The 21,599-nt window shown below is 72.0% G+C and carries 21 protein-coding genes; 16 read left to right on the forward strand and 5 right to left on the reverse strand.

The window, feature by feature from the left end; all coding sequences use genetic code 11:
* Nucleotides 1-64 precede the first annotated feature (64 nt).
* Nucleotides 65-1,114 (reverse strand): lysylphosphatidylglycerol synthase domain-containing protein, encoded by a 1,050-nt coding sequence (locus tag Cba03nite_RS32975; RefSeq protein WP_239126192.1) that lies wholly within the window; start codon nt 1,112-1,114, stop codon nt 65-67.
* A 221-nt stretch (nt 1,115-1,335) separates the two neighbouring features.
* On the opposite strand from Cba03nite_RS32975, the gene Cba03nite_RS32980 reads away from it, so the two are divergent.
* Nucleotides 1,336-2,436 (forward strand): DegT/DnrJ/EryC1/StrS family aminotransferase, encoded by a 1,101-nt coding sequence (locus Cba03nite_RS32980; protein ID WP_203754901.1) that lies wholly within the window; start codon nt 1,336-1,338, stop codon nt 2,434-2,436.
* Nucleotides 2,433-3,395 carry a Gfo/Idh/MocA family protein gene (locus Cba03nite_RS32985; RefSeq protein WP_203754903.1) on the forward strand — a complete coding sequence of 321 codons (963 nt, stop codon included), beginning with the start codon at nt 2,433-2,435 and terminating at the stop codon, nt 3,393-3,395. Before Cba03nite_RS32980 ends, Cba03nite_RS32985 begins: the two co-directional genes overlap by 4 nt.
* A 60-nt stretch (nt 3,396-3,455) precedes the next feature.
* On the opposite strand, the gene Cba03nite_RS32990 is transcribed toward Cba03nite_RS32985, so the two are convergent.
* On the reverse strand, nt 3,456-4,175 hold the full coding sequence (locus Cba03nite_RS32990) for an LbetaH domain-containing protein (RefSeq protein WP_203754906.1): 720 nt from the start codon (nt 4,173-4,175) through the stop codon (nt 3,456-3,458).
* Nucleotides 4,176-4,447: 272 nt separating this feature from the next.
* On the opposite strand from Cba03nite_RS32990, the gene dop reads away from it, so the two are divergent.
* From dop to Cba03nite_RS33030, 8 genes are all read left to right on the forward strand, one after another.
* On the forward strand, nt 4,448-5,965 hold the full coding sequence (gene dop / locus Cba03nite_RS32995; RefSeq protein ID WP_346113984.1) for a depupylase/deamidase Dop: 1,518 nt from the start codon (nt 4,448-4,450) through the stop codon (nt 5,963-5,965).
* Between the two features lie 61 nt (nt 5,966-6,026).
* Complete coding sequence (locus Cba03nite_RS33000) at nt 6,027-6,239, forward strand: ubiquitin-like protein Pup (protein ID WP_203754908.1); 213 nt, start codon at nt 6,027-6,029, stop codon at nt 6,237-6,239.
* Nucleotides 6,240-6,261: 22 nt separating this feature from the next.
* The gene (locus Cba03nite_RS33005; RefSeq protein ID WP_203754911.1) at nt 6,262-6,948 is read left to right on the forward strand and encodes an endonuclease VII domain-containing protein; all 687 of its coding nucleotides are present in this window, start codon (nt 6,262-6,264) and stop codon (nt 6,946-6,948) included.
* A complete protein-coding gene (gene prcB / locus Cba03nite_RS33010; RefSeq protein ID WP_203754914.1) occupies nt 6,867-7,709 on the forward strand; it encodes a proteasome subunit beta in 843 nt (280 codons plus the stop codon). Before Cba03nite_RS33005 ends, prcB begins: the two co-directional genes overlap by 82 nt.
* A gap of 47 nt (nt 7,710-7,756) precedes the next feature.
* Nucleotides 7,757-8,539: a proteasome subunit alpha gene (gene prcA, locus Cba03nite_RS33015; RefSeq protein ID WP_203754916.1), complete on the forward strand. Its 783-nt coding sequence runs from the start codon at nt 7,757-7,759 to the stop codon at nt 8,537-8,539.
* A 180-nt stretch (nt 8,540-8,719) separates the two neighbouring features.
* Complete coding sequence (locus tag Cba03nite_RS33020) at nt 8,720-10,645, forward strand: hypothetical protein (RefSeq protein WP_203754919.1); 1,926 nt, start codon at nt 8,720-8,722, stop codon at nt 10,643-10,645.
* A 120-nt stretch (nt 10,646-10,765) separates the two neighbouring features.
* The gene (gene pafA / locus Cba03nite_RS33025) at nt 10,766-12,124 is read left to right on the forward strand and encodes a Pup--protein ligase (protein WP_203754922.1); all 1,359 of its coding nucleotides are present in this window, start codon (nt 10,766-10,768) and stop codon (nt 12,122-12,124) included.
* Between the two features lie 88 nt (nt 12,125-12,212).
* On the forward strand, nt 12,213-12,422 hold the full coding sequence (locus tag Cba03nite_RS33030; protein ID WP_203754925.1) for a hypothetical protein: 210 nt from the start codon (nt 12,213-12,215) through the stop codon (nt 12,420-12,422).
* Between the two features lie 67 nt (nt 12,423-12,489).
* On the opposite strand, the gene Cba03nite_RS33035 is transcribed toward Cba03nite_RS33030, so the two are convergent.
* A complete protein-coding gene (locus Cba03nite_RS33035; RefSeq protein ID WP_203754926.1) occupies nt 12,490-13,578 on the reverse strand; it encodes a DUF3866 family protein in 1,089 nt (362 codons plus the stop codon).
* Between the two features lie 396 nt (nt 13,579-13,974).
* Here Cba03nite_RS33035 and Cba03nite_RS33040 point away from each other — a divergent pair, with 396 nt between their 5' ends.
* The 6 genes from Cba03nite_RS33040 to Cba03nite_RS33065 all read left to right on the forward strand — a co-directional run bounded on the left by Cba03nite_RS33040 (nt 13,975) and on the right by Cba03nite_RS33065 (nt 18,538).
* Complete coding sequence (locus Cba03nite_RS33040) at nt 13,975-14,982, forward strand: helix-turn-helix transcriptional regulator (RefSeq protein ID WP_203754928.1); 1,008 nt, start codon at nt 13,975-13,977, stop codon at nt 14,980-14,982.
* Nucleotides 14,979-15,932, forward strand: a complete 954-nt coding sequence (locus tag Cba03nite_RS33045) for a helix-turn-helix transcriptional regulator (RefSeq protein WP_203754931.1) — start codon at nt 14,979-14,981, stop codon at nt 15,930-15,932. Before Cba03nite_RS33040 ends, Cba03nite_RS33045 begins: the two co-directional genes overlap by 4 nt.
* Before the next feature lie 16 nt (nt 15,933-15,948).
* Entirely contained in the window at nt 15,949-16,215 is a 267-nt protein-coding gene (locus Cba03nite_RS33050; RefSeq protein ID WP_239126193.1) for a hypothetical protein, read from the forward strand.
* A 169-nt stretch (nt 16,216-16,384) separates the two neighbouring features.
* Nucleotides 16,385-16,645 (forward strand): Sec-independent protein translocase subunit TatA, encoded by a 261-nt coding sequence (tatA, locus tag Cba03nite_RS33055; protein ID WP_203754933.1) that lies wholly within the window; start codon nt 16,385-16,387, stop codon nt 16,643-16,645.
* Between the two features lie 85 nt (nt 16,646-16,730).
* A complete protein-coding gene (gene tatC, locus Cba03nite_RS33060; protein ID WP_346114718.1) occupies nt 16,731-17,600 on the forward strand; it encodes a twin-arginine translocase subunit TatC in 870 nt (289 codons plus the stop codon).
* A 38-nt stretch (nt 17,601-17,638) separates the two neighbouring features.
* Nucleotides 17,639-18,538, forward strand: coding sequence for a YegS/Rv2252/BmrU family lipid kinase (locus Cba03nite_RS33065; RefSeq protein WP_203754950.1), 900 nt, complete (start codon nt 17,639-17,641; stop codon nt 18,536-18,538).
* 97 nt (nt 18,539-18,635) lie between these two features.
* Here Cba03nite_RS33065 and Cba03nite_RS33070 read toward each other — a convergent pair whose 3' ends face one another.
* Both Cba03nite_RS33070 and Cba03nite_RS33075 read right to left on the reverse strand, forming a co-directional pair.
* Nucleotides 18,636-19,862, reverse strand: a complete 1,227-nt coding sequence (locus Cba03nite_RS33070; protein WP_203754953.1) for a cytochrome P450 — start codon at nt 19,860-19,862, stop codon at nt 18,636-18,638.
* 12 nt (nt 19,863-19,874) lie between these two features.
* On the reverse strand, nt 19,875-21,485 hold the full coding sequence (locus Cba03nite_RS33075; protein ID WP_203754956.1) for an FAD-dependent oxidoreductase: 1,611 nt from the start codon (nt 21,483-21,485) through the stop codon (nt 19,875-19,877).
* Nucleotides 21,486-21,599: the final 114 nt, after the last annotated feature.

Below are 21,599 nucleotides of genomic sequence, written 5' to 3' on the forward strand. Positions count from 1 at the left end.
CCCGGCAGACGGCGGAGCCCCCGCCGAGGCGTCTCGACGGGGGCTCCGGCTGTGCAGAAAGCGTTCAGGCGGTTTTGGCGAGGGTGCGCTTGGCGGCCAGGGCCGCGGCACCGGCGCCCAGCAGGTCCGCCGCGGTGAAGACCAGGCGGGAGGCGACCGCGATGCCCATCGCCGCGCCCACGCCGCCCGCGTCGGCCAGGAACGGCGCCATCGCGGCCACCAGGACCGCCTCGCGCACGCCCAGCCCGGACGGGGACAGGAACGCGAACATGCCCACGATCATGGCGATGGCGAACGCCCCGACGCACAGCAGCAGGCCCTTCGCGCCCGGTGCGGCCTGGGCGTTGGTCAGCAGCCACAGGTGTACGCCGAACAGCGTGTAACCCAGTGCGCTCCAGCCGATCACCCGGCCCACGCCGGGGAAGGTCAGGCTGTGCTGCAGCGGCGGCCGGCGCAGCACCTTCAGCACCAGCTGCACCAGGCGGGTCAGCACCGCCGGGATCGAGCAGATGATCGCGATCGGCACCAGCACCGCCACGATGATCAGCGCCACCTTCACCGAGCCCGCGTAGTCCGAGTCGGTGCTCTCCGCCGCCGACAGCAGCTGCGGCAGGCTCAGCAGGCCCAGCGCGAGCGCCGCGGCCACGGTCAGGCCCAGCGACACCAGCGTGGCCAGGAACGCCCGCGCCCGGGGCAGGCCCGCGCGCTTGCCCAGCTCGACCTGCAGCACGTACGCCCAGACGCTGCCCGGGATGTACTTGCCCAGCTGGCCGACCATGCAGATCTGCAGTGCCGCCGGCACCGAGATCCGGTGTTCGAGATCACGCGCCGCGGCCCGCCACGCCATCGAGTTCGCGAACATGCCCGCGAGCGCGAACAGCACGGACAGCGCCACCGACTCCCAGGCGAGTCCGAGCCAGGTCTCACGGACCTTGGGCCATTGGCTGACGATGCTCCAAGCGATACCCGCCACGATGGCGGCGATGACGACCAGGCGGATCGCCAGGGAGACCCACCGGGGAAGGCCCCGGGACGCCGCTGCGGGCGCCGCCTCGGGATCGGGCCGGGAGGGGGGAACCGGCTCGGCGCCGGGCCGAGTCGCGGTCTTGGCCACGGTTTCCATGTTTTCGTAACGCTCTCGACTAATGAGCTGAATGATCGAACCAGGGTGTTCGAGTACCCTAGCCCAGGCGTCACGCAGCCGCCAGCAGCGCACAACGCCGCTGGTCAGCGCCGTGATGTGATGCGGCCTCACAGCCGTGGCGGTCAACTGTGCGGTTCGGCCCGCCCGCTGCTACGGTGCTGCACGCTGCCCCTACGCACAAGGAGAGACCCGTGATCCCGATTTCCGTCGTCAAACTCGACGAAGCGGCCGAGCAGCTGGCCGTCGAGGTGATCCGCTCGGGCATGATCGCCCAGGGCCCGATGGTCGCCCGGCTGGAGCGCGAGTTTGCCGATGTCGTCGGGGTGGAGCACGCGGTCGCCGTCAACAACGGCACCACCGCGCTCGTCGCCGCCATGGAGGTCCTCGACCTGCAGCCCGGCGACGAGGTGATCACCAGCCCGTTCACGTTCGTGGCCACCCTCAACGCGATCCTGGAGGCCGGGGCCACCGCCCGCTTCGCCGACATCCGTGAGGACGACTTCTGCGTCGACCCCGCCGCGCTGGAGAACGCCATCGGCCCGCGCACCAAGGTCCTCATGCCGGTCCACCTCTACGGCCAGACCGCGGACATGACAAAGATCGCCCCGCTGGCCGCCAAGCACGGCCTCGGCCTCGTCGAGGACACCGCGCAGTCGCTCGGCGCCTCCATCGAGGGCCGCAGCGCGGGCAGCTTCGGCATCGGCACCTTCTCGCTGTACGCCACCAAGAACCTCACCACCGGTGAGGGCGGCATGATCACCACCAACGACGCGACCGTGGCCGACCGCCTGCGCGTCCTGCGCAACCAGGGCATGCGCCAGCGCTACCAGTACGAGGTCGCCGGCCACAACTACCGGCTCACCGACCTGCAGGCCGCGCTCGCCATCCCGCAGCTCGCCGCCTACTCCGAGAACGTCAAGCGCCGCCAGGACAACGCCGCCCGGCTCAACGCCGGCCTGGCCGGTGTCCCCGGCCTGCGCACCCCGTCCGAGCTGCCCGGCCGCTCGCACGTGTGGCACCAGTACACGATCCTCGTCACCGACGAGGCCGCGATCACCCGCGACGAGCTGATCGCCAAGCTCGGCGAGCAGGGCGTCGGCTGCGGCATCTACTACCCCAAGACCGTGTACGACTACGACTGCTACCGCGAGCACCCCCGCGTGATCGCCGACCCCGCGCCGGTCACCGAGCGCGTCGTCAAGCAGTGCGTCTCGCTGCCCGTGCACAACCACCTCTCGGACAGCGACGTCGACCGGGTCATCGAGGCCGTCCGCACGGCGGTGGGCGCATGACCGCCAAGCCCCGCTTCGCGCTCGTCGGCACGGGGGTCATGGGCTCCCTGCACGCCCGCGTCATCGCCCAGTCCGACCGGGCCGACCTGGTCCGCATCATCGAGCCCCGCGAGGCCGCCGGCCGCGACGTGGCCGACCGCTTCGGCGCCTCCTGGTCGCCCGAGCTGGACCTGACCGACGTCGACGCCGTCGTGATCGCCGCCCCGACCGAGCTGCACCACGGCCTCGCCGAGCAGGTCCTCAACGAGGGCAAGGCGCTGCTGATCGAGAAGCCGGTGTGCAGCAGCCTCGCCGACAGCGAGGCCATCGTCGCGCTGTCCGAGAAGAACGGCGTGCCGCTGCTCTGCGGCCTGCTGGAGCGGTTCAACCCGGCCGTGCTCACCGCCCTCGCGCTCGTCGACAAGCCGGTCCACCTGACCGCCACCCGGCACTCGCCGTACGCCCCGCGCATCCGCACCGGGGTCGCCTGGGACCTGCTCGTGCACGACGTGGACCTGGCCATCCAGGCCTACGGCGGCCAGGAGCCCACCGCCGTGCGCGGCACCCTCGGCCAGTTCCACCCCTCCTCGGTGCCCGGCGCCGAGGACGTCGCCGAGACCGTGCTCGCCTTCGGCAACGGCGGCCTGGCCAACGTCTCGGCCAGCCGCATCGGCCAGCGCAAGGTGCGGACCCTGGTGATCAGCGAGGTCGACCGGCTCATCGAGGCCGACCTGATCCGCCGCGACGTCACCATCTACCGCCACGTGTCGCTGGACGCCTTCGCGCCCGACGGCCGCGGCTACCGCCAGCAGAGCATCATCGAGATCCCCGAGCTGACCACCAACCGCGAGCCGCTCGCGGCCCAGCTCGACCACTTCCTCGACATCCTGGCCGGCACCGCCGACGCCGACACCGAGCGCGCCCGCATCCTGCCCGCGCACCGCGTCGTCGCCAAGGTCATCGAGGACAGCGCGGCCTGACCTCGCCTGGTGTGTGAGAAGGCCCCTCCCGCGTGGGAGGGGCCTTCTTCGCGTTCGTACTCAGTGCGCCGTCGCGGACTGCCACCAGGTGAACGCGCGCTCCAGCCCGGCGGGGATGTGCTCGGGCGAGAAGTCGTCCTTGGCGTACAGGTCGACCAGCGCCTCGATCGCCTCCGCCGGGATGCCCGCGCGGCTCATGCCGACCGTGTTCACCCCGCGCACCCGCGCCGGGTTGCCGAAGCTCTTCGCGTAGGGCGGCACGTCCCGCGTGATCACCGAACCCATGCCCACCATCGCGCCCGGCCCGACGATGCGGCGCTGGTGCACGGTCGAGTTCAGGCCCAGGTTCACCCCGTCGCCCAGCTTCACGTGCCCGCCCATCGCCACCGACGACGCGATCGTGACGGCGTCGCCCAGCTGCGCGTCGTGCGGGATGTAGACCTTGTTCATGATGTAGCAGTCCGAGCCGACCACCGTGCCCGCAGGGCTGCCCGCGCTCGGCTGGTGCACGCACACGAAGTCGCGGAACGTGTTGCGGTCGCCGATGGTGATCCCCGGGCCCTCGCCCGGCTCGTCCCACGCGGCCGGATGCGCGCCGCCGCGGATCTCGGCCGGGGCGCCGATCGACACGTGCGGGCCGATCCAGTTGCCGTCACCGACCCGCAGCGGGCCCAGCAGCACCGAGTACGGGCCGATCACGTTGCCCGTGCCCAGCTCCACCTCCGGCCCGATGATCGCGGTGGGGTGGATCCGGTTGCCGGAGGAGGGGTGCTCGGACATCGGAAGTTCGGTCCTCTCGGGGACGGCCGCGCGCCACGGTGCGGGCGCCCGGCGACGGGCCTCGCCCGGCGCTCATCCCGGCCCGGGCGCAGGTCAGGATAGCCCACCGCGCGGGCGCGGCAGCGCCGCCGACCCGGCCGGACGGACACCCCCGGCCGCCGTACGCCACGCCGGTCCGACCACGCAGCCGATGCGCCCGTGCGCCCACGGTCACCTCGACGTGAAACAACGGCTAGGCTCGACCCAGGCGGCGACCGTAGATAGGCGGCGGAATGAGCGTTCGGCGGATCATGGGCACCGAGGTCGAGTACGGCATCTCCGTGCCCGGACAGCCCGGGGCGAACCCGATGGTGACCTCCTCCCAGGTGGTGAACGCCTACGGCGCCCGGCCCGAGCTGGCCCGGGGCGGCCGCGCCCGCTGGGACTACGAGGAGGAGTCGCCGCTGCGCGACGCCCGCGGCTTCAGCTACACCGGCGCGGCGTACGACCCGGCCGAGGCGCTCGCCGACGAGGACCTGGGACTGGCCAACGTCATCCTGACCAACGGCGCCCGGCTCTACGTCGACCACGCCCACCCGGAGTACTCGACGCCCGAGGTGACCAACCCGCTCGACGTGGTCCGCTGGGACAAGGCGGGCGAGCAGGTCATGGCCGAGGGGGCGCGCCGCGCGGCGACCATCCCCGGCAGCCACCCGATCCACCTCTACAAGAACAACACCGACAACAAGGGCGCTTCGTACGGCGCGCACGAGAACTACCTGATGCGGCGACAGACCGCGTTCGCGGACATCGTGACGTATCTCACCCCGTTCTTCGTGACCCGGCAGATCTTCTGCGGCGCCGGCCGCGTCGGCATCGGCCAGGACGGCAGCCAGGCCGGTTTCCAGATCAGCCAGCGCGCCGACTTCTTCGAGGTCGAGGTCGGCCTGGAGACCACCCTCAAGCGGCCGATCATCAACACCCGCGACGAGCCGCACGCCGACGCCGACAAGTACCGGCGCCTCCACGTGATCATCGGTGACGCGAACCTGTCCGAGATCTCGACCTACCTCAAGGTCGGCACCACCGCCCTGATCCTCGGCATGATCGAGGAGAAGGCGCTGTCCAACGACCTCGGCATCGCCGACCCCGTCGCCGAGCTGCGCGCGGTCAGCCACGACCCCGCCCTGAAGCACACCATGCGGCTGCGCGACGGCCGCCGGCTCACCGCCCTCGACCTGCAGTGGGCGTACTACGAGCGGGCCCGCGCCTTCGTCGACGACCGCACCGGCGCCGACACCGACGAGCAGACCCACGACGTGCTCGACCGCTGGGAGGGCGTGCTCACCAAGCTCGGCGAGGACCCGATGCTGCTCGCCGACGAGCTGGACTGGGTCGCCAAGCTGCGCCTGCTGGAGGGCTACCGGGAGCGGGAGAACCTCGGCTGGGCCTCCTCCAAGCTCCAGCTCGTGGACCTGCAGTACTCCGACGTGCGCCCCGAGAAGGGCCTCTACCACCGCCTGGTCGCGCGCGGCGCGATGAAGACGCTGCTCGACCCGGAGGAGACCCGGGCCGCGATGACCGACCCGCCGGAGGACACGCGGGCCTACTTCCGCGGCCGCTGCCTGGGCAAGTACGCGTCCGAAGTGGTCGCCGCGAGCTGGGACTCGGTGATCTTCGACGTGGGCCGGGAGGCGCTGGTCCGGGTGCCGATGATGGAGCCGGAGCGCGGCACGAAGCGACACGTCGGGGCGCTTTTCGACCGTTGCCCCAGCGCGAAGGATCTCCTCGAGGTGATCACCGCGGGGTGATCGCTTTAGTCGGTCCCGCGCGCTACGTTTAAGGCCCACAGGCGACGTCAGGGAGGCGCAGATGGCCACGCAGGACGGTGGACAGTCACAGTCGGGTCGCTCGCGCGGCGAGCAGGAGAGCGAGTCGGTCGCGCCCGAGGTGAACCCCGAGGTTGCCGAGCGCGTCGAGAAGATCGGCGAGGACGTCGACGACATCCTCGACGAGATCGACGCCGTCCTCGAGGAGAACGCCGAAGAGTTCATTCGTGGATACGTACAAAAGGGGGGCCAATAGGATAAAGCGGGAGAAATCGGACATGGCAATTGGATCCCGAGATCGCGATGGTCAACGCCAATGCCGTGACTGCGGCGAGTGGAAGCCGCTCGATGACTTCCACGCCAGCCCCCGCCGTCCTGACGGCCGCGGAAGCTACTGCAAGCCGTGCTTCAACCTGCGTGCCAAAGCGAGCTACGCCCGCCGTGTCGCGGCGAAGGAAGGGCGCCAGGTCCGGCAGGGTGTGAAGGTGCCCGAGGGGCACAAGCACTGCATCAGCTGTCGCGAGACCAAGCCCCTGTCGGAATTCCCCCGTAATCGATCTGACAGTACGGGCTATGCCACGTACTGCAAGCCATGCCACAACGAGCGCGGGCGCGAGAGCAAGATGCGCCTGTATGGCGGCACGCGGGAATACCACCTGCGTCACCGGTACGGGATGCGTCAGGCGGACTTCGAGACGTGGCTCGCGTGGCAGGGCGGGGTGTGCGCCATCTGCGGCGCACCGGACCCCGAGCACGTTGACCATGACCATGAATTCGGTAACGTACGGGGCATCCTTTGCTTCAACTGCAACGGTGGCCTTGGACAGTTCAAAGACAACCAGCAGAGCCTTGCCAGAGCGATCGAGTATCTGAGGGAGACAGCGTGTCAGCGGGTCTTGGTTCACCCGGGCGTCTACCAGCTAGTTTCACCACGCCGGGTTCCTCGTCCTTCACGGACTTTCTGACCCAGGTCGCGCCGGAGCTGCTGCCCGGCCGCCGCCCGCTGCCCGCGGGCATGAACGCCGACCTCGCCCCGCACGCCACCACCATCGTCGCCATCAGCACCGCCGAGGGCGTCGTGATGGCCGGTGACCGGCGGGCGACCATGGGCAACCTGATCGCGAGCCGCGACATCGAGAAGGTGCACCCCGCCGACCCGTACTCGCTGATCGGCATCGCGGGCACGGCCGGCGTGGGCATCGAGCTGATGCGGCTGTTCCAGGTGGAGCTGCAGCACTACGAGAAGATCGAGGGCGCGATGCTCTCGCTCGACGGCAAGGCGAACCGCCTGGCCGCGATGATCCGCCAGAACCTGGGCGCGGCGATGCAGGGGCTCGCGGTGATCCCGCTGTTCGCCGGGTTCGACCTGGACGCGAAGACGCCGGGCAAGGTGGGCCGGATCTTCAGCTTCGACATCGCGGGCGGCCTCTACGAGGAGCACGGCGGCTACGACGCGATCGGCTCGGGTTCGCTGTTCGCGAAGTCGTCGCTGAAGAAGCGGTACAAGCCGGGGGTGAGCATCACCGAGGCGGCGCAGCTGGCCGTCGAGGCGCTGTACGACGCGGCCGACGACGACACCGCCACGGGCGGGCCGGACATCATCCGCAAGCTGTTCCCGATCGTGATGACCGCGACCGCCGAGGGCACCCACCGGCTGACCGACGAGGAGACCGCGGCGATGGCCGAGACCGTCATCGCGGCCCGCACCCAGCAGCCGGGCGCCTGAACCTCCACATCCGCCGTCCTGTGACTCCATAGAGGAGAAGACACGCCGTGGCCATGCAGTTCTACGCCTCGCCTGAGCAGATCATGCGGGACCGCTCGGAGTACGCCCGCAAGGGCATCGCGCGCGGTCGCAGCGTGGTGGTGCTCACGTACGCCGGGGGCGTGCTGTTCGTGGCGGAGAACCTCTCCACCACGCTGCACAAGGTGAGCGAGATCTACGACCGGATCGGCTTCGCCGCCGTCGGCCGCTACAACGAGTTCGAGAACCTGCGGTCGGCCGGTGTGCGCATGGCCGACCTGCGGGGTTACTCCTACGACCGCCGGGACGTCACCGGCCGGGCGCTGGCCAGCGCGTACGCGCAGACCCTGGGTGCGATCTTCAGCGAGCAGGGCAAGCCGTACGAGGTGGAGATCTGCGTCGCGGAGGTGGGCGCGGCGCCCGAGCACGACGAGCTGTACCGGCTGACCTACGACGGTTCGGTGCAGGACGAGCCCGGGTTCATGGCGATGGGCGGCCAGGCCGAGGCGATCGGCAACGTGCTGCGCGCCGAGCACAGCGAGGGGCACTCGCTAGGCGAGGCGCTGAAGCTGGCGGTGAAGGCGCTGAGCAGCGTCGGTGGCGAGGGCGGCGCGGCGCGCACGCTGGCCGCCGAGCAGCTGGAGGTGGCGGTGCTGGAGCGCGCGCGGCCGGGCCGCAAGTTCCGCCGGGTGACCGGTGCGGCGCTGACGTCGCTGCTCAACCAGCCGAAGGCGGACGCGCCCAAGGCGGACGCCCCGAAGGAGACGCCCAAGCCCGAGACGCCCAAGGCCGAGCCGCCGAAGGCGGAGTAGTTCCCGCAGTTCCACCGCTGACGCCCGTGCCGCCCGGCACGGGCGTCAGCGCGTTACGGGCCTGGTTTCCCGACAACTGAAGTTCAGGTCGTGTTCAGTCTGCGATCATGGGGCTGATCGAGTCTGGCAGGCGCTCTGTCCGCGTCGTGGCGGACTTCGTCAGACCTTGAGGAATAGCGCATGCCTTCGTCCCTCGCCGCTCGTGTCCGCAGCCGATCGGAGCTGCTCCGGCTGGCACTGTTCGTGGGGGCGGCCTGGGTGCTCCCGGTGCTGACCCACCTGGCCGGCGTCGACTGGCTGCTGCCGATCGTGGTCTTCGCCGGGACGGCGGCGCTGTGCTTCGACGCGCGCGAGCTGCTGGACCGGATCGTGCTCGCGATCGTGCTGCTGGCGGGGCTGACCGCGGGCGCGATGACGGTGTTCTCGCTGTGGCCGTGGGGCCTGCATCCGGTGCCGATCGCGGGCTGCGCGCTGACCGCGCTGGCGGTGTTCTGGTTCGTGACCGGGCGGCGGCCGTCGCTGCCCCGGCCGCGCTGGACGGACGCGCTGGCGCTGCTGGGCGCGCTGGGCGCGACGGCGCTGGCGGCCTTACCGTACTTCCGCGCGGACGGGGACGTGCAGCTGCTCAGCGCGATGATGCAGGGCGAGGACAGCAGCCGGCACTTCGCGCTGTTCGACGGCATCGGGCAGGTGCAGGGGCTGGTGCTGGCCGATAAGCCCGAGGCGGCGCCGTTCGTGCCGCGCATGCTGTTCACGTATCCGCAGGGCTGGCACTCGACGGCCGCGATCCTGGACCAGTTCCTGCGCTCGGCGGACGGCCCGGCGTCGTCGGGGCTGGTGGCGCTGCGCTCGTACGTGCTGTTCGCGGTGCTGACCTACGGCCTGCTGGCGCTGGCGCTGATCTGGGCGGCGTGGCGGGTGCCGGGCCGGCTGCTGGACGGGCCGCGGCGGCTGGTGGTCGCGGCGGCGGTGGTGGCGCTGGTGGCCGGGTCGGAGTTCCCGCGCATCATCCGCAACGGCTACCCGGCCGAGTGCCTGGGCCTGGTGTTCCTGACCGTGCTGGTGGCGCTGGCGGCGCGGCCGCTGGCGCGGTACCGGCAGCAGGCGCTGATGGTGGCGGCGACGCTGATCGGCGTCGGGTTCGGTTACTTCTTCCTGCTGCCGCTGGCGGGCCTGATCGCGCTGGTCTGGCTGGTGCGGTCGCGGCGGCAGGTGCGCAGGCACAAGGTCGCGACCGCGGTCATCGGGCTCGGTGCGGTCGTGCTGGCGCCCTTCCAGCTGGTGTACGGGCTCAGCTACGAGAACATGACCGATCGCCTGGTGATCGGCGGGGCGCCGCCGCAGCCGCTGGACGGATACGTGTGGCTGGTGGCGCTGGTCGGGGCGGGGGTGCTCAGCGCGGCGGCGTGGCGCTCGCGGGTGTGGCGCGGCTACCTGCTCAGCGTCGCGGCGGCGGCGGTGTTCGCGGTGGGCATCGCGGCGCAGAACATCGCCGCGGGCAGCGACTTCATGAACTACTACTTCGGCAAGACGGTGCACGCGCTGCTGGTGATCTTCACGGTCGGTGTCGGTGCGCTGGTGCTGCTGCTGCCCGCGCCGTGGCGGGTGCGGGTGCCGGCCCGCCGGCAGTGGGTGCCCGCGGCGCTGCTGTCGCTGGCGCTGTTCGGGGTGCTCGGGGTGTTCTTCGGCGGGGGCGTGCTGGCGCAGCCGCTGGCCGCCCAGGGCCGCAGCATCACCTGGGCGGCGCTGTTCCGGCAGGGGCCGCCGGTGTCGCCGCGCGCGGCGCAGGTGGCCGCGGCGGCGCAGGAGTATCCGCCGCTGCCCGGGGTCACCTCCGTCGCCATCGGAGCGACCGGGTTCGACAGCTACTGGATGAACCCGTTCCTGATGGGCCTGCAGCGCACCGCGGGCTCGGGCCAGTTCGCCACGTACGGGCTGCCACACAAGGAGCCGCTGCGGGCCGAGGCGCTGCTGAAGCGCTTCCCGGACAGGGTGCGCTTCATCGCCACCGACCCGGAGGGCGCGCGGGTGATCCGCGATCTGCTGACACGCCGTCCTGAGCTGGCCGGACGCGTCACGCTGGTCACCCTGCCGGGCGTGGAATGAGCCGCCGCCCCGGGCGCGACCTGCGCCCGGGGCTCCTGCGGGCAGTCTGTTACAGGATGACTCCGCGACGTCACGTGGCGCGAGAGTGACCTTGAGCGTTCGGGCGGCTAATGTCTGTGTATGGACCGACGAATCTTCGGACTCGAGACCGAGTACGGCGTCACCTGCACCTATCGGGGCCAGCGGCGGCTGTCCCCGGACGAGGTGGCGCGCTACCTCTTCCGTCGGGTCGTCTCATGGGGACGGTCCAGCAACGTCTTCCTGCGTAACGGCGCCCGGCTCTACCTGGACGTCGGTTCCCACCCGGAGTACGCGACGCCCGAGTGCGACTCCGTGGTCGACCTGGTGGCCCACGACCGGGCGGGCGAGCGGATCCTGGAGGGCCTGCTCGTGGACGCCGAGAAGCGCCTGCACGACGAGGGCATCGCGGGCGAGATCTACCTGTTCAAGAACAACACCGACTCGGCCGGCAACTCCTACGGCTGCCACGAGAACTACCTGGTGTCGCGGCACGGCGAGTTCGGCCGCCTGGCCGACGTGCTGATCCCGTTCCTGGTCACCCGGCAGCTGATCTGCGGGGCGGGCAAGGTGCTGCAGACCCCGCGCGGCGCGGTGTACTGCCTCTCCCAGCGGGCCGAGCACATCTGGGAGGGCGTCTCCTCGGCGACGACCCGATCGCGGCCGATCATCAACACCCGGGACGAGCCGCACGCCGACGCCGAGCGCTACCGGCGCCTGCACGTGATCGTCGGCGACTCGAACATGAACGAGGTGACCACGCTGCTGAAGGTCGGCAGCGCGGACCTGGTGCTCCGGATGATCGAGACGGGCGTGGCCATGCCCGACCTGGCGCTGGAGAACCCGATCCGGGCCATCCGCGAGGTGTCGCACGACATCACCGGGCGGCGCAAGGTGCGGCTGGCCAGCGGCAAGGAGGCCAGCGCGCTGGAGATCCAGCGGATCTACCACGAGAAGGCGACCGAGTTCGTGGCGCGCCGCTCGGGCGACCCGGCGGCGCAGCGGGTGGTGGAGCTGTGGGGCCGGGTGCTCAACGCGGTGGACAGCGGTGACCTGGCCAGCGTGGGGCGGGAGATCGACTGGGTGACCAAGCTGCGCCTGATCGAGGCGTACCAGCGCAAGCACGACCTGCCGCTGTCCAGCCCGCGGGTGGCGCAGATGGACCTGGCGTATCACGACCTGCGCCGCGGCCGGGGCCTGTACCCGCTGCTGGAGAAGCGGGGCAAGGTCGACCGGGTGGTCACCGACCTGCGCACGTTCGAGGCGAAGGAGACGCCGCCGCAGACGACGCGGGCGCGGCTGCGCGGCGAGTTCATCCGGCACGCCCAGGAGAAGCGCCGTGACTTCACGGTCGACTGGGTGCACCTGAAGCTGAACGACCAGGCGCAGCGCACCGTGCTGTGCAAGGACCCGTTCCGGGCCCACGACGAGCGCGTGGAGCGCCTGATCGCCAGCATGTGACCTGCCACATGATCGACGCCGTCCGGTCCGCCGGGCGGCGTCGATCATGTGTGCGGGGCGGTGGGGCGGGAGCTATCCTTGCCGCACTATGAGCGAGCACCACGATCCGCAGCTGGCCGAGCCGGCCGAGCGCAACGCCGACGACGTGCGGACCAACTGGGTCCAGCGGCGCCGTGACCGGGTCTACAACGAGATCATGGCCAACCGGCGCGGTGAGTACCGGGTGCCGACGTGGGTGCTCGCGACCGTGCTGGGCCTGATCGTGGCCGGCTGGCTCGGCCTCATCCTCTTCACCTGAGCCCCGGCCCGGAGCAGCAGGCGCCGCCGCGCCGTCCTGGCAGCCACGGCGGCGGGATCGTTCCGGGTCAGGCGGCGGTCGCCAGTGCGGCTGCGTGGCGGCCGGCGGCAGCGCAGGCCAGGAAGTAGGCGTGGTCGCCGTCGAGGTCGCGGCCCATCGTCGACAGCTTCACCGGGACGGCGCGCAGGGCCGCGTCCAGCCCGGCCGTCTCGACGGTGACGACGTGGTGCCGCGCGGTCAGCGGCTCCAGCGCGGCTTCGACCTGCGCGGCCAGGTCGGCGGGCAGGCCCGTGGGCACGACGAGGTCCGCGGCGGCCAGGGCGACCTTGCCGTACGCGGTGAGGCTGTGGTGCGACACCCCGCGGTGGCGGGGGCGCGGGTCGGCGTCGGAGATGCGCAACGCGCCCACGGGCCGTCCGCCCAGCACCGCCGCCGCGTTGACCGCCTCGCCCGCGGCCACGCCGGAGAAGCCCCAGACGGTGCCGGTGCCGAGGTTGCCGGGCCCCTGGCTGACGATGGTGATGTCGGCGCCCAGCGCGTGGCGCGCGGCGAGCAGGCCGCCGTGCACGTTGACCGCCTCCAGGTCGCCGCCCCAGGACTGGCCGGCGGTGACGGTGCCCGCGAGCCGGTCGCGCAGGGCGTCGAGGGTGCGGGAGAAGCCCGCGGCCAGCGCGCCACCGTCGGTGAGCACGTACGCGACGCGGGCGTCCGGGGCGTCGGCATGGATGCCTGCCAGGATCGCGGGCAGCGCCGAGTGCAGGTCGGCCACGACGACCGGCATGCCGCCCAGGTCCGTCGCGGCGGCGAGCGCGTCGCGGTGCGGTGAGCCCTCCTCGTCGGCGGCGAGCCGGATCGTCTGCAGCGGGCTGTAGCGGGCCTTGACGATGTGCCCGCGCACCGGGGCGTCCTCCGGTAGCCGCCTGGGCAGGGCCACGACCAGGGCGTATCCGCCGGTGCCCAGGCCGAGCGCGAGCGCGTTGGTGTTGAGCAGCACCTCGTCGCCGACCTCGGGCACGCCGACCAGGTCGGGGTAGGCCAGCGCGCGTACCGTCGCCGGATCGTCCGGGGTGCGCGCGTCCAGCGTCACGGTCAGCTCCTGCGCCCCGTGCCAACCGCGGCCGAGCCGCTCCACCGTGCCTGTCCGCCACCGAATCACGCCCCGACCCTACCGATCCGTCCTGCCCCGCCCCCGCCCCCGCCCACCCGCCGCGCCGCCAGCCCGGACCGCCCCACGATCGCCCGCCCGCCCCGCCCCCCCGCCGCCCGATCCGGCCCCGCCGCGCCACGATCGCCCGCCCGCCCGCCCGCTGCGCGGTGCGACCCGGCCGGGCCACGCCAAGATCCACCGACTTGCCGGGCAATCGGGCGTATCTTGGCCGCTCATACCCCCATGTGCCAGGCAAGTCGGTGGATCTTGGCGGGGGTGGCCGGGCACGGAGGGTGGTGGGGGAGGAGCGGGGGGTGATGCGGTGGCGGACAGGGGGTGCGCGACAGAGGGAAGAAGGGCTTGCCGGTTAACGGTGGAAGCCTTGGCGCTGCTAGCGTGGCGGGCGTGTCGCGCAGCCGAACCGAACGCCTGGTCAACCTAGTGATCTGCCTGCTGTCCACCCGACGCTTCCTGACGGCGGCGCAGATCGCCGCGACCGTGCCCGGATACGAGCACAACGCCGACGACGCCCGCGAGCACGAGGCGTTCCAGCGCAAGTTCGAGCGGGACAAGGCCGAGCTGCGGGCGCTCGGCGTGCCCCTGGAGACCGGCACCGCCAGCGTCTTCGACACCGAGCCCGGTTACCGCATCGCCCGGCGCGACTACGCGCTGCCCGCGATCCCGCTCGCGCCCGACGAGGCCGCCGCGGTGGGCGTCGCCGCGCGGCTGTGGCGGCACGCGGGCCTGGCCGCGGCCGCGACCTCGGGCCTGGCGAAGCTGCGCGCGGGCGGGGTGGACGTGGATCCGCACGCGACGCTGGGCGTGGAGCCGGTGGTCGCGGTGGACGCCGCGTTCGAGCCGCTGACCGCCGCCGCGCGGGCACGCCGCGAGGTGACCTTCCCCTACCGGGTGCCCGAGGACGACGCGCCGACGACCCGGCACCTGCAGCCGTGGGGCGTGGTGTGCTGGCGCGGCCGGTGGTACGTGGTCGGCCACGACACCACCCGGGACGCGCCGCGCTGCTTCCGGCTGTCGCGCATCGTCGGCCCGGTGCGCCAGACCGGCACGGACGGTGCGTTCGAGCCGCCGGCCGACCTGGACCTGATCAGTTACGTGGCCCGCTGGTCGGGCCCGGTCGAGCGCAACCGGACGACCCGCGTGCTGGCCCGGCCGGGCCGCGCGGCGGGCGTCCGCCGCTGGGCGGTCACCAGCACCGCCACCCCCGAGGGCGACGTGCTGGAGCTGCGCTACGCCGACGCGGACAGCTTCGCCGCCTGGCTGGTCGGCTACGGCGCGGACGTGACCGTGCTGGAGCCGGCCGAGGTACGCGAGGCGACCGTGGCCCGGCTCCGCGAGATCGCCGGCGTCGGCGTCGCGGGCGGCTCGGCTCAGCTGGCGGAGGTGGGCTCGTGAGCAGCAACGCCGCGAAGACGTCGGCGGACCGGCTGGCCCGGCTGCTGAACCTGGTGCCGTACCTGCTGGCGCGTCCCGGCATCGAGATCGTGGAGGCGGCGGCCGACCTGGGCGTGTCCGAGCGGCAGCTGCGTGAGGACCTGGAGCTGCTGTGGGTGTGCGGGCTGCCGGGCTACGGCCCCGGTGACCTGATCGACATGTCGTTCGACGGCGACCGGGTGACCATCACCTACGACGCGGGTATCGACCGGCCGCTGCGGCTGACCCCGGACGAGGCGACCGCGCTGGTCGTGGCGCTGCGCATGCTGGCCGAGACGCCGGGCGTGGCCGACCGGGACGCGATCCACCGGGCGCTGGAGAAGATCGAGGCGGCCGCCGGGGAGATCGACGCGCCGGTGGCGGTGCGCCTGCCCGGCAACGACGACCGGCTGTCGGACCTGCGCGCCGCGCTGGAGCGGGGCCGCGCGCTGCGGCTGAGCTACTACTCGGCGGCGCGGGACGTGTCCAGCGAGCGCGTGGTGGACCCGATGCGGCTGCTGTCGGTGTCCGGGCGGTCGTACCTGGAGGCCTGGTGCCGTTCGGCGGGGGCGGTGCGCATGTTCCGGGTGGACCGGATCGACGCGCTGACCGAGCTGGACGAGGCGGCCGCGGCGCCGGCCGAGGCGCAGACCGGTGACGTGTCCGAGGGCGTGTTCCAGCCGGACCCGGCCGCGCCGACGATCACGCTGCGGGTGGGCCGGGGCAGCCGCTGGATCACCGAGTACTACCCGTGCTCGTCGGTGGTCGAGGTGTCGCCGGAGGAGTGGCTGGTCTCGCTGCGGGTCAACGACATGGACTGGGCGCGGCGGCTGGTGCTGGGCCTGGGCCCGCAGGTCGTGGTGGTGGCCCCGGCCGAGCTGGCCGACGCGGTACGCGACAGCGCGGCGCAGGCGCTGGCCGCGTACGCCTAGGCGTTAGGCTGCTGCCGTGGTGCTGTGGATCGTGCTGGCGGTCGTGCTGCTGAGCCTGGTGTTCCTGGGGCTGGTGGTGCGGGTGCTGCTGTGGCGGCTGGCCGGGCTGCGCGAGGCCCAGGTGGAGCTGCAGGCGGTCGCGGCGCGGGCCCAGGAGCTGGCGCAGACGGCGCAGGGCCTGCAGGCGCACGGGGACTCCATGAAGGTGCGCGCGGAGCTGCTCCAGGAGCGGCTGGCCGAGGTCAAGGCGCACGCCGGATCGATCAAGCCGAAGAAGGCCTGATCCGCAGGTCACACCGGTTGCTGCAGAAACATGCAGCGCCTGCCGTCCCACGTTGACGCTGGTTCTCGTGATGGTCGACACTTCACCTGCGGGCGAGCCCCGCCGGGCCGCGTACCATTAGTCCGGAACTACCTGGTTCAAACCCCTCATCTTTCTGACTGGAGCAAACATGGGCGCCCTGAAGCCGTGGCACCTCATCCTCGTGGTCGTGGTGCTGGTGATCCTCTTCGGCTCGAAGAAGCTGCCGGACGCGGCCCGTTCGCTCGGTCGCTCGATGCGCATCTTCAAGGCCGAGACCAAGGCACTGTCCGAGGACGGCAAGGACGCGACCGCCGAGAAGGCCGACGCGCAGGTGACCTCGCAGCAGCCGCTCGACGGCCAGGCCTCCGCCAAGCCCGTCGTGGACCCGGTTCAGCGCCAGCAGCACTGATCCCCGAACCCCCGGGCTGGCAGACGTGAAGAACCCCCTGACACGTCGCGAGCCGTCCCAGCGTGAACGCGCTGCGGACGGCTCGATGACGCTCATCGAGCACATCAAGGAGCTGCGGGACCGCCTGTTCAAGGCGAGCCTGGGCGTGATCCTGGGCCTCATCGTCGGCTTCATCGTCGCGCAGGACGTCTTCGACCTGCTCAAGGTGCCGTACTGCAACCTGCCGCGCGATCCGGGCACCGATTGCGAGTTCATCCAGCTGGGCCCGGCCGACGCGTTCATCCTCAAGCTGAAGCTCGCGCTGTGGGTCGGCCTGATCGTCGGCGCCCCGGTGTGGCTGTACCAGCTGTGGGCGTTCGTGGCCCCCGGCCTGCACCGGCACGAGCGCAAATGGGCGTACATCTTCGCCGCGATCGCCGGCCCGCTGTTCGCGGCGGGCGCGATCCTCGCCTACGTGGTGGTGGAGAAGGGCCTGGCGTTCCTGCTCGAAGCCGGTGTCACCGGTGTGGAGCAGTCGCTGGAGGTCACGCAGTACATCTCCTTCGTCACCGGCATGATCCTGCTGTTCGGCATCTCGTTCGAGTTCCCGCTGCTGCTGCTCATGCTGAACTTCACCGGCGTGCTCACCGGGCGCCGGATGCTGGGCTGGTGGCGGATCGCGGTGTTCCTGGCGTTCGTCTTCGCCGCGGTGACCACCCCCGACCCGGGCCCGTTCGGCATGACGCTGTTCGCCGGGGTGCTCAGCCTGCTGTACTTCATCGCGGTGGGCGTGTCGATGCTCAACGATCGGCGCAAGGGACGCGGCAAGCCGGTGTACGAGGGCCTGAGTGATGACGAGACGTCTTCACTCGACGACTACGACACCGATAGCATCACGCCCGGTGAGCGTATCGAAGCGGTGGCGCCGGTGGCCGGTGCCGAACCGATCGAGCGTCGCTACGACGACATGACCTGACCCGTCGCGGGCACCCCGCCGCGACCTAGGAGCGGCGGATGAGCGGCGACGAGATCGTGGTACTGCGCAACCCCGGTGCCGGCCGAGGCCGGCACCGGGGTTCGCTGCCTGGAGTGCTGGAGCGCCTGGGGGCGGCGGGCCGTCCGGTACGCGTGCTGGACGCCGGCTCCGCGGCCGGGGCCGAGGCCGCCTGCCGGGAGGCCGTGGCCGAGGGCGCCGCCGCGCTGGTGGCGATGGGCGGCGACGGCACGGTGCACGTGGCACAGCAGGCCGTCGCGGGCACGGGCGTGCCGCTCGGGGTGATCCCGGCGGGCACCGGCAACGACTTCGCCACCTCCGCCGGGCTGCCCGCCGACCTGTACGCCGCCGCCGACGGGATCACCGCGGCGCTGCGCGAGGCGCGCGGCCGGCGGCTCGACCTGGCCCGGATCACCACCCTGGACGGCGGCGTGCGCTGGTACGGCGCGGTGCTAGCGGCCGGGTTCGACGCGATCGTCAACGAGCGCGGCAACCGCATGCGCTGGCCGCGCGGGCCGGTCCGCTACGACATCGCGATCCTGCTGGAGCTGGCCCGGCTGCGCCCGCGCCGCTACACGGTGACCGTGGACGGGCAGACCAGCACCATGGACGCGGTGCTGCTGGCGGTGGGCAACACGGCGGCGTACGGCGGCGGCATGCGCGTCTGCCCCGACGCCGACCCGGCCGACGGGCTGCTGGACATGGTGTGGGCCGAGCCGATCTCGCGCACCACGCTGATCCGCATCAAGCCGCGCGTCTACCGCGGCACGCACGTCACCCATCCGAAGGTGCACACGCTACGGGCCCGGGAGATCACCCTGGCCGCCGAGGGCATCGTCTGCTACGCCGACGGGGAACGCATCGCGCCGCTGCCGGTCACCATAACCGCCGTGCCGCAGGCCGTCACTCTTCTCGCCTGACCGGGCACAGCGCGGACCCCACCGTACGCCATGCTGGTCAAGCGGGCTGAACGCGCGATGAACGCGGCCGGTGCCCGGGACGGACACCGGCTGAACGTCAGGCGGGCAGCACCCCGTCGTAGGCGACCTCCAGGTGGATCGGCCCGCGCAGCACGGGGCTGGGCCGGTACGGCGGCGGGTCGGCCACCAGCCGCGGGTTCTGCAGCCGCTTCGCCAGCGCGGTGAGCGCGAGCTGCGCCTCCAGCCGGGCCAGCGGCGCGCCGAAGCAGTAGTGCACGCCGTTGCCGAAGGCCAGGTGCACGTTGCCGGTCCGGTCCGGGTCGAACCGGTCCGCGTGCGGGATGCAGTCGGTGTCGCGGTTGCCCGACGCCAGCACCAGCGTGATCGGGTGTCCGCTGCGGATCGTGGTGCCGCCGATCTCGATGTCGGCGACCGCGGTGCGGTTGGGCAGGAAGTGCACCGAACCCTCGTACCGGAGCAGCTCCTCGACCATGCGGACGCTGAAGTCGGGCTCGGTGCGCAGCCGCTCCAGCACCTCGGGATGGCGCTGCAGGGTCAGCCAGCCGTTGGCGATCAGGTTCACCGTGGTCTCGTGCCCCGCGACGAGCAGCAGGATCAGCGCCGAGAACAGGTCGCCGCCCTCCAGCCGCCCGTCCGGGCCGTCGTCGGTGACGAAGCCGGACAGCATGTCCTCGCCCGGGTTCGCGCGCTTGCTCTGCGCGAGCTGGAACATGTACATGCCGAGCTGCTGGATCGCGTCGGTGCGCATCTTCGTCAGCTCCGGCGACGACTTGCCGGTCGAGTCGACCAGCGGGCCGACCCACTGGCTGAAGCGCGGCTCGTCCTCCTCCGGCACCCCGAGCAGCTCGCAGATCACCGCCACCGGGAACGGGTAGGCCACGTCGTCGACGAGGTCGCACTGCTGCCGCCCGGCCAGGTCGCCGACGAGCCGGTCGACGATCGCCTCTAGCTTCGGGGTCAGCTTGTCGATGCGGTCCGGCCGGTGCGGCGGGCCGAACTGGCGCATCGCGATCCGGCGCAGCGTGTCGTGCCGGGGCGGGTCGGTGCGGATGAAGCTGGGCGGCAGGTTGCCGGTCTGCGCCAGCGGCCCGGCCTTCTCGGCGAACTCCGGCAGCAGGTTCGCCGCGTCGGAGCTGATCCGCGGGTCGTGCAGCAGCGCGTAGATCTCCCGGTAGGTGCCGACCACGTAGGTGCCGTCGGCCTCCTGCCACACCGGCTGGCTGCGCAGCTTCTCGTACAGCGGCCACGGGTTGGCCCGGTTGCCGTAGTCGAGGATCTCCTGGAACAGGCTGGGCTCGGTCATCGTGCTGTCTCCTCAGCGGCGCCGGGACGAGCGGACCAGGGTGGCGCGGCGCTCGCTGGGGTCGTGGCCGGTGACCACGACGGTCGCGTCGTGGGCCGGGAACACTCGCTCCGGGAACTCGGCCGGCATCGGCGAGCCGTCGGCGGGCGGGTTCGTCATGCCGTACGGCAGCGGGAACGGCGCCGCCTGCTCGATCAGCTGCTGGTAGAAGTCCAGCCACTTGCCCTGGTTCCAGCTCACCGCGCCGACCACGCGGCCCTTGTAGCCGTACGCCGCGACGAACTGGCGGCTCTCCACGGTGCCCTGCGTGATCGCGATCTGGTCGGCGATCGGCGGCACGCCCACCGACTTGATGTTGTGCCCGAACTGCAGCGACCAGAACGCGGGCATCTCCAGGTGGGGCCAGCGCTCGCTCTCACTGCTGATCATGTTGTGCGCGGCGACCTCGGCCTGGGTGACCGCGTTGCCCCAGTGCTCCATGGCCAGGAACTGGTAGCCGAACATCGGCTGCGGCTGGCGCGCCACGTCACCGGCCACGAACACGTCGTCGGTGACCAGGCCCGCCGCGGTGAACGCGCGGCAGCCCGCGTCGCAGGCCAGGCCCCACACGCCCACGGCCAGCCCGGCGCTCTCCAGCCACTCCACGTTGCGGATGCCGCCCAGCGCGACGACGGCGACGTCCACCTCGATGGTGGTGCCGTCGGACAGCACCGCGCGGCGCAGCTTCCCGTCCTCGCCCTGCAGCGAGTTGACCTTCGTGTGGGTACGCAGGTCGACGCCGTGCTCGCGCATGACGCCCGCCGAGATGCGGCCGATCACCCCGCCCAGCGCGCCGACCAGCGGGGCGGTCCCGGCCTCGGCCACGGTCACCGGGATGCCCAGCTCGCAGCAGACCGACGCCATCTCCGAGCCGGTGAACCCGGAGCCGATCACCAGCACCCGCTTCGGCCCGGCCATCAGCCGCTCGCGCAGCCCGGCGGCGTCACCCCGGGTGCGGATGGTGAACACGCCGTCCAGCGCGGCCTCCTCCGGCACGGGCCACGGGCGGGCCCGGACACCGGTCGCCACGAGCAGCCGGTCGAACTCCACCTCCTGCCCGTCGGCCAGGCGCACCCGCTTGCGGTCCAGGTCCAGCGCGGTCGCGGCCACGCCGAGCCGCCAGTCGGCGTCGATGTCGCAGTGCCGGGGCAGCGCGGTGTCGGCCGAGTGCACCCAGCCGGTCTGCACCTGCTTCGACAGCGGCGGCCGGTCGTACGGCCCCTCGGCCTCGTCGCCGATCATCGTGATCGAGCCGGTGAAGCCCTCGGCCCGCAGCTGCTCGGCGGCCTTGAGCCCGGCCAGCGAGGCGCCGACGATGACGACCCGCCCCTCGCGGCGCAGCCGGTCGCCCTTGGCCGCGACGACGGTCTGCTCGGGCGGGGGCGTGGGCAGGTCGGCCAGGTCCACCTGGATCGCCTGCACCGGGCAGGCGGCGGCCGCCCGCAGCACCTTGAGCCGCTGGTCGGCCGGCGGCGCCGGATCGAACATGAGGGCCTCGTCGCCGACCATCCGGAACGCGTCGGGCGCCAGGAACGCGCACTGCGCATATCCCTGACACTTGGTCAGGTCCACCACCACACGCATGGCCTCATTCTTCGCGCCCCACGCCGCCGAACAGGGCGAATCCCCCAACTCGGCCAGCCGGTTCTCCGGCCGCCGGGCGAAGATCACGGTTTCGTGTCAGAAAGTGCGGCGTAA

Source organism: Catellatospora bangladeshensis (assembly GCF_016862575.1).
Lineage (GTDB): Bacteria > Actinomycetota > Actinomycetes > Mycobacteriales > Micromonosporaceae > Catellatospora > Catellatospora bangladeshensis.

What these genes read in the sequence shown, in the direction of transcription:
- Cba03nite_RS32985 (WP_203754903.1), top strand. Translation starts at nt 2,433, where the DNA reads ATGACCGCCAAGCCCCGCTTCGCGCTCGTCGGCACGGGGGTCATGGGC.
- Cba03nite_RS32990 (WP_203754906.1), bottom strand. Translation starts at nt 4,175, where the DNA reads ATGTCCGAGCACCCCTCCTCCGGCAACCGGATCCACCCCACCGCGATC.
- dop (WP_346113984.1), top strand. Translation starts at nt 4,448, where the DNA reads ATGAGCGTTCGGCGGATCATGGGCACCGAGGTCGAGTACGGCATCTCC.
- Cba03nite_RS33000 (WP_203754908.1), top strand. Translation starts at nt 6,027, where the DNA reads ATGGCCACGCAGGACGGTGGACAGTCACAGTCGGGTCGCTCGCGCGGC.
- Cba03nite_RS33005 (WP_203754911.1), top strand. Translation starts at nt 6,262, where the DNA reads ATGGCAATTGGATCCCGAGATCGCGATGGTCAACGCCAATGCCGTGAC.
- Cba03nite_RS33020 (WP_203754919.1), top strand. Translation starts at nt 8,720, where the DNA reads ATGCCTTCGTCCCTCGCCGCTCGTGTCCGCAGCCGATCGGAGCTGCTC.
- pafA (WP_203754922.1), top strand. Translation starts at nt 10,766, where the DNA reads ATGGACCGACGAATCTTCGGACTCGAGACCGAGTACGGCGTCACCTGC.
- Cba03nite_RS33030 (WP_203754925.1), top strand. Translation starts at nt 12,213, where the DNA reads ATGAGCGAGCACCACGATCCGCAGCTGGCCGAGCCGGCCGAGCGCAAC.
- tatA (WP_203754933.1), top strand. Translation starts at nt 16,385, where the DNA reads ATGGGCGCCCTGAAGCCGTGGCACCTCATCCTCGTGGTCGTGGTGCTG.
- tatC (WP_346114718.1), top strand. Translation starts at nt 16,731, where the DNA reads ATGACGCTCATCGAGCACATCAAGGAGCTGCGGGACCGCCTGTTCAAG.
- Cba03nite_RS33065 (WP_203754950.1), top strand. Translation starts at nt 17,639, where the DNA reads ATGAGCGGCGACGAGATCGTGGTACTGCGCAACCCCGGTGCCGGCCGA.
- Cba03nite_RS33070 (WP_203754953.1), bottom strand. Translation starts at nt 19,862, where the DNA reads ATGACCGAGCCCAGCCTGTTCCAGGAGATCCTCGACTACGGCAACCGG.
- Cba03nite_RS33075 (WP_203754956.1), bottom strand. Translation starts at nt 21,485, where the DNA reads ATGCGTGTGGTGGTGGACCTGACCAAGTGTCAGGGATATGCGCAGTGC.